Origin of the sequence: Streptomyces sp. KLMMK (assembly GCF_036961605.1) — a bacterium.
Lineage (GTDB): Bacteria > Actinomycetota > Actinomycetes > Streptomycetales > Streptomycetaceae > Streptomyces > Streptomyces telluris.
This window is the reverse complement of record NZ_JBAMDC010000437.1, coordinates 1-5059: the sequence shown is the minus strand read 5'-3', so window position 1 is coordinate 5059 and position 5059 is coordinate 1. Positions and strand designations below refer to the sequence as shown.

4 protein-coding genes are annotated in these 5059 nt (G+C 74.2%); 1 reads left to right on the top strand and 3 read right to left on the bottom strand.

The annotated features are described in order from the left end of the window. The coding region (locus tag V7793_RS33080; protein ID WP_336013403.1) for an ATP-binding protein at window positions 1-2626 on the top strand (2626 nt) is incomplete at its 5' end. Between the two features lie 18 nt (window positions 2627-2644). Here the strand turns inward: V7793_RS33080 and V7793_RS33075 are convergent. The 3 genes from V7793_RS33075 to V7793_RS33065 all read right to left on the bottom strand — a co-directional run. Continuing rightward, complete coding sequence (locus V7793_RS33075; protein ID WP_336013402.1) at window positions 2645-3469, bottom strand: ABC transporter permease; 825 nt, start codon at window positions 3467-3469, stop codon at window positions 2645-2647. After that, entirely contained in the window at window positions 3466-4500 is a 1035-nt protein-coding gene (locus V7793_RS33070) for an ATP-binding cassette domain-containing protein (RefSeq protein ID WP_336013401.1), read from the bottom strand. Before V7793_RS33070 ends, V7793_RS33075 begins: the two co-directional genes overlap by 4 nt. 99 nt (window positions 4501-4599) lie before the next feature. Next, a partial coding sequence (locus tag V7793_RS33065) for a 3-methyl-2-oxobutanoate hydroxymethyltransferase (protein WP_336013400.1) occupies window positions 4600-5059 on the bottom strand: 460 nt, incomplete at its 5' end.

Sequence of the window (5059 nt, the reverse complement as noted above, 5' to 3'; positions counted from 1 at the left end):
CAACCTCCGCGCCCGGCTCACCTCCTTCGTCGGGCGGGAGGACGACATCGCGGCCATCGGGGGCGATCTGCGGGCGCACCGGCTGGTGACGTTGCTCGGGCCCGGGGGCGCGGGGAAGACGCGGCTGTCGCTGGAGGCCGCCGAGGCCGTCGCCGGGAACGGGGGCGGGTGGCGCGACGGCGTGTGGTTCGCCGAGCTCGCGCCCGTCGACGACCCGGCCACCGTGCCGGAGGCGGTGCTGAGCGCGCTCGGCGGCCGCGAGACCGTGGTGCGGACGACCGCCGACGGGCTGCGGGCCGCCGGTGACGCCTCCGCGACGGACCCGCTGGCGCGCCTCGCCGAGCACTGCGCGCCGCGCCGCATGCTGCTCGTCCTCGACAACTGCGAGCACGTCGTCGACGCCGCGGCCCGTCTCGCCGAGACGCTCCTCGCCCACTGCCCGGGCGTCACCGTGCTCGCCACCAGCCGCGAGCCGCTGGGCGTGCCCGGCGAGGCGGTGCGGCCCGTGGAGCCGCTGCCCGACACGGTCGCCCTGCGGCTGCTCGCCGACCGCGGCGCCGCGGCCCGCCCGGGCTTCCGCGTCGAGGACGACCCGGAGGCGTGTGCCGAGATCTGCCGGCGCCTGGACGGGCTGCCGCTGGCGATCGAGCTCGCCGCGGCCCGGCTGCGGCTGCTCGGCCCGCGCACCCTGGCCGACCGCCTGGACGACCGCTTCCGGCTGCTGACCTCCGGCAGCCGCACCGTCCTGCCGCGCCAGCAGACGCTGCGCGCCGTCGTCGACTGGTCGTGGGACCTGCTCGACGGGCCCGAGCGCGCCGTCCTGCGCCGCCTGTCGGTCTTCTCCGGCGGCTGCGACCTGGCGGCCGCGGAGGAGGTCTGTTCCGACGGACCGGGCGCGGGCACGGGTACGAGCACGAGTACGGGTACGGACACAGGCACGAGCACGGGCGCTGCGCACCCCGGCGCCGTCGGGGCCCGGGACGTCGCCGTCCTCCTCGGCTCGCTCGTCGACAAGTCGCTGGTGGTCGCCGAGCCCGCGGCCGGCGGCGAGATGCGCTACCGGCTGCTGGAGACCGTCGGGGAGTACGCCGCCGAGCGGCTGGACGAGGCCGGCGAGCGGGCGGGCGCCGAGCACCGCCACCTGGTGGCCTACCGCGAGCTGGCCCGCACCGCGGACCCGCTGCTGCGCGGCCCGGCCCAGGGCGTCTGGCTGGAGCGGCTGGAGCTGGAGCACGACAACCTGCGCACCGCCCTGCGGCGCGCCGTCGCGGCGCAGGACGAGCAGGAGGCGCTGTGCCTGGCGCTGTCCATGGGCTGGTTCTGGCAGCTCAGGGACCAGCGCGCGGAGGCCGCGCACTGGGCGGAGGCCGTGGGCGCGATGGGCCCCGACCCGTTCGCCGAGCCGGTCGCCCCGGTCGTTCCGCTGTATGTGACGTGCACCGAGCAGCCGCCGCCGATGGCGCCCGACGTGCTGGCGGAGGCGCGGCGCGGGGTGCATCTGGCGCGGCTGGTCAGCATCACGGACATGGCCGTGATCCACGCGCCGGAGACGCAGCGCAGGCTGCGCCGCATCTCCGCGGCCTATGCCGACGTGCAGCCGCAGACCTGCCGGGTGCCGGGCTTCATCGTCTTCTTCGCCATCCTCATGACCGGCGATTTCGAGGCGCTCTACAGGACCTTGGACTCGATGGTCGCGCGCTGCCGCGAGCTGGGCTACGAGTGGGAGCTCGGCCACTCGCTGCAGCTGCGCTCGAAGATATTCAACGACCAGCCCGGCGGGCTGGACCAGGCCACCGCGGACGCGGAGGAGAGCGTACGGATCTTCCGGCGGCTCGGGGACTCCTGGGGCGTGGCCGAGGGCCTGACGGGCCTGGGCGAGGTGCACGAGCGGCGCGGGCAGTTCGCCCTGGCGGCCGAGGACTACCGGGAGGCCGTCGAGCAGGTGCGCGAGCTCGGCTCGACCGGGCAGCTGCCGGCGCTGCGCGCCCGGCTCGCCGGGGCGCTGGTGGAAGCGGGCACGGTCGGCGACGACGAGGGCGAGCAGATGCTCCGCGACGCCATCGCCGAGGCGGAGCAGGGCAATACGGACGCCGCGGTCTTCGGCAGGCTGCAGCTCGGCGTGCGGGTGGCCCGCACCGGGCGGACGGCCGAGGCCCGGGAGATCTTCGAGGCGCTGGTCTCGGACTTCGGCATCCGCTCGGTGGTGATGTTCGAGAGCCTGATGTGCGGCCAGATGGCCTGGCTGGACACGCTGGAGGGCCGCCCGGCGGACGCCCTGCCGAGGCTGCGCGAGGCCCTGTCGATGGCAGGGGACCCGCTGTCGGCGCTCGCCGTGCCGCAGCTGCCGATGACGCAGCTGCTGTTCGCCGCCTTCGCCTACGCCGGGCTGGCCGGCGGGGAGCACACGGAGCCCGCGGCCCGCGGGGAGCACGCGCTGCGCGCCGCACGGCTGATCGGCGCCGGTGACGTCCTGCGCCCGGTCGACTTCCCGGTGGCGTCGGTGGAGCGCGAGGTGCGCGAGCACACGGAGGCCGGGGTGCGGGAGATGCTCGGCGACGATGCGTACGAGCGCGCGTACGCCGAGGGCGGCGGCCTCACCCTGGAGGAGGCCGCCGCCCTCGTATGACGCGGATTCGGGACCGGCTCAGGTCTTCTTGCGGAACTTCGAGACGGCCAGCGGCGCGGTCACGAGGGTGATGGCGACGGCCCAGGCCAGCGTCATCCACACCGAGTGGGCGACGGGCCCGCCGCGCATCAGGTGCCGTGCGGCGTCGGCGAGGTTGGACAGCGGGTTGTACTCGGTGAAGCCCTCCAGCCAGCCCGGCATCTTCGCGGTCGGCGCGAAGATCGAGCTGCCGAACTGCAGCGGCATCAGGACGAGCATCGCGATGCCCTGGACGGCCTGCGGGGTCTTCAGGGACAGGCCCAGCAGGATGAAGCCCCACATCAGCGAGGCGCCGAACACCACGGACAGGGCCACCGCGGCCAGCAGGTGCAGCGGGGTCGTGGTGATGGACAGGCCGAGGGCGAAGCCCATGCCGAGCAGGATGGCGGTGGCGATGAGCATCCGGCCGATCTCGACCACGATCTTCGCGATGAGGACGGAGGACCGGGCTATCGGCATGGTGCGGAAGCGGTCCATCACCCCCTTCTTGAAGTCGTCGTTGACGCCGGTGCCGACGGCCATGGCGATGTTCATGCCCTGCATGGCCATCAGGCCGGGCACCAGGTAGTTGAGGTACTCCTGCTCGTGGCCCTTGCCGGCCATCGAGCCGCCGAAGACGTAGGTGAAGAGCAGGATGAAGATGATCGGCATGATCACGGCGTCGAACATCGACTCCGGGTCCGCCTTGATCTGCAGCATGTTGCGGCGCGTGAGGGCGCCGATGTGCCGCAGGTTGGCCCGCAGGCCGATGCGGCCCTCGCGGGCGGGCGCCACCGCGGGCGCGCTGAGCGTAGCCGCGCTCATGCGGCGACCTCCTGGGGTGCGTCGGTGCCGGCGGCGTCCTGCTGCGGGACGGACGCCTTCTGGCCGGTGACGGCGAGGAAGACCTCGTCGAGGCTCGGCAGGTGGGTGGAGATGCCGGAGATCGCGAAGCCGCGCGAGCCCAGCAGGGCGACGACGGCGGTCAGCTGCTCGTCGCTGATGATGGGGACGTTGACGACGCCCTCGGCCTCGTCGGCGGTGGCGCCGGCGATCCCGTCGAGCTGGGCCTGGGCCAGCGCGCCGACCATGCGGGGCAGCTCGGCGCGGTCCGCCGGGCGGATCTGCAGGGTGCGGCCGCCGACCTTCGCCTTCAGCTCGTCCACCCGGCCGCCCGCGATGACCCGGCCGCGGTCGATGACGGTGAGCTCGTGGGCGAGCTGCTCGGCCTCCTCCATGTACTGCGTGGTGAGGAGGACGGTGGCGCCCTCGGAGACCATCCGCTGGACCTCTTCCCACACCTCGTTGCGGGTGCGGGGGTCGAGGCCGGTGGTGGGCTCGTCCAGGTACAGCACCGACGGCCGGCCGATCATGGAGGCGGCGAGGTCCAGCCGGCGGCGCATGCCGCCGGAGTACTGCCCGGCGGGGCGCCTGGCGGCCTCGGTGAGGGAGAAGCGCTCCAGCATCTCCTCGCCGCGGCGGCGGGCGTCCTTGCGGGAGAGGTCCAGCAGCCGGCCGATCATGTACAGGTTCTCGAAGCCGGACAGCTTCTCGTCCACCGAGGCGTACTGGCCGGTCAGGCCGATCACACGGCGCAGCCGGCGCGGCTCGGCCACCACGTCGTACCCCGCGACGCGGGCGGTGCCGCCGTCCGGCCGGAGCAGCGTGGACAGGCAGCGCACGAGCGTGGTCTTGCCGGCGCCGTTGGGCCCGAGCACGCCGAGGACGGTGCCCTCGCGTACGTCGAGATCGACGCCGTCGAGCGCCTTGGTGTCTCCGAAGTGCTTGACGAGGCCGCGGACTTCGACGGCGTTCCCGCCGCTGCCCGCCCCCCGTGAGGTGTCGTTTCGCGTCATGCCCACCACAGTGCCAGCCCCCACTGACAGCGCACCGACAGGCCGCCGACAGCGGTTTGCCGGTGACCTGTCAGCGGCCCGGCGGACGGGGCCCCGCGCCTAGTGGAAGGCGTGCTCCTCGGCCGGGTACGCGCCGTCCACCACGTCCTCCGCGAAGGCGCGCGCCGCCCCGCCGAGGACCTCCCGCAGCTGCGCGTACTGCTTGACGAAGCGCGGCACGCGGCCGGACGTCATGCCGGCCATGTCCGTCCATACGAGCACCTGCGCGTCGCACTGCGAGCCCGCGCCGATGCCGACGGTCGGGATGTGCAGGGTGCGGGTGACCTCGGCGGCCAGCTCGGCCGGGACGAGCTCCAGGACGACGGAGAAGGCGCCCGCGTCCTGCACGGCCTTGGCGTCGCGCAGCAGCTGCTGCGCGGCCTCCTCGCCGCGGCCCTGCACGGGGTAGCCGCCGAAGGCGTTGACCGACTGGGGGGTGAGGCCGATGTGGGCCATCACCGGGATGCCGGCCTCGACCAGCAGCTTGATCGCCTCGGCGGACCGCTCGCCGCCCTCCAGC

What these genes read in the sequence shown, in the direction of transcription:
- V7793_RS33075 (WP_336013402.1), bottom strand. Translation starts at nt 3,469, where the DNA reads ATGAGCGCGGCTACGCTCAGCGCGCCCGCGGTGGCGCCCGCCCGCGAG.
- V7793_RS33070 (WP_336013401.1), bottom strand. Translation starts at nt 4,500, where the DNA reads ATGACGCGAAACGACACCTCACGGGGGGCGGGCAGCGGCGGGAACGCC.